This window comes from Oleiphilus sp. HI0043, from assembly GCF_001634935.1.
Map to the genome: position 1 here is coordinate 1 of NZ_LWEY01000228.1, position 1,143 is coordinate 1,143.

The 1,143-nt window shown below is 46.7% G+C and carries 1 protein-coding gene; it reads right to left on the minus strand.

Annotated features, from left to right (window positions below):
• On the minus strand, positions 1-983 hold a 983-nt coding region (gene glnA / locus A3729_RS03650; protein ID WP_068633192.1), incomplete at its 3' end, for a type I glutamate--ammonia ligase.
• Between the last annotated feature and the right edge of the window lie 160 nt (positions 984-1,143).

Consider the following 1,143-nt stretch of genomic DNA (forward strand, 5'->3'; position numbering starts at 1 on the left):
GCTTCGAAGCCTGGAACCAAACGCTTGTATGAGTTAGTAGAAGCGTTAGTGAAAGCGTTCAAAGTCTTAGCGTGCTTAATGATACCGCCGATGTAGTATAGGCACTCATCAGATAGACCAGCATAGCCGTCACCAGCCATAACGTTAACGCCATCTTTTGCAAGAGACATGTGAACGTGCATGCCAGAACCGTTATCGCCAACTACTGGCTTAGGCATAAATGTCGCAGTCTTGCCGTAAGCGTGAGCAACGTTGTGTACACAATACTTAAGGATCTGAACTTCATCAGCCTTGTTTACTAGTGTATTAGCGCCAACACCGATTTCACACTGACCAGCAGTACCAACTTCGTGGTGGTGTACTTCGATTACTAGACCCATTGCTTCCATCGCTGCACACATTGCTGCACGAAGGTCGTGTAGAGAGTCAACTGGTGGTACTGGGAAGTAACCGCCTTTAACGCCTGGACGGTGACCAATGTTACCGCCTTCGAATTCTGCGTGGCTACCCCAAGCAGCTTCTTCAGAGTTGATTTCGTACATAGCGCCGTTCATGTCGGCTTTCCACTTAACGTCATCAAATACGAAGAATTCTGGCTCTGGACCAAACAATGCAGAGTCAGCGATACCTGTAGACTTCAAGTATTCTTCAGCACGGATCGCAACAGAGCGTGGGTCGCGCTCGTAGCCTTGCATAGTTGAAGGCTCAACGATGTTACAACGAACGATCAAAGTGCTTTCTTCTGTGAACGGGTCAAGTACTGCTGTAGCGTCTTCAGGCATAAGGATCATGTCTGATTCGTTGATGCCTTTCCAGCCAGCAATTGATGAACCGTCAAACATTTTGCCTTCTTCGAAGAAGTCTTCGTCAACTTCAGAAGATGGAATGCTTACGTGTTGTTCTTTACCGCGAGTATCTGTGAAGCGAAGGTCGACCCATGTGACTTCGTTTTCTTTGATTAGGCCGAGAGTTTTCTCTGACATTCTAATTTCTCCATTTTTGGACGTATTCGAAACAAAGGTTTGTTTCATGTTATTTCAAGTGCCGAGCACTGCACTAAATTGTCACACTCAAGTTGCGACATGCGCAGTGCCTAGCGATTTTCGCAGCAGGTGTCCGGCCTAACCAGTCTAAACAAACTTT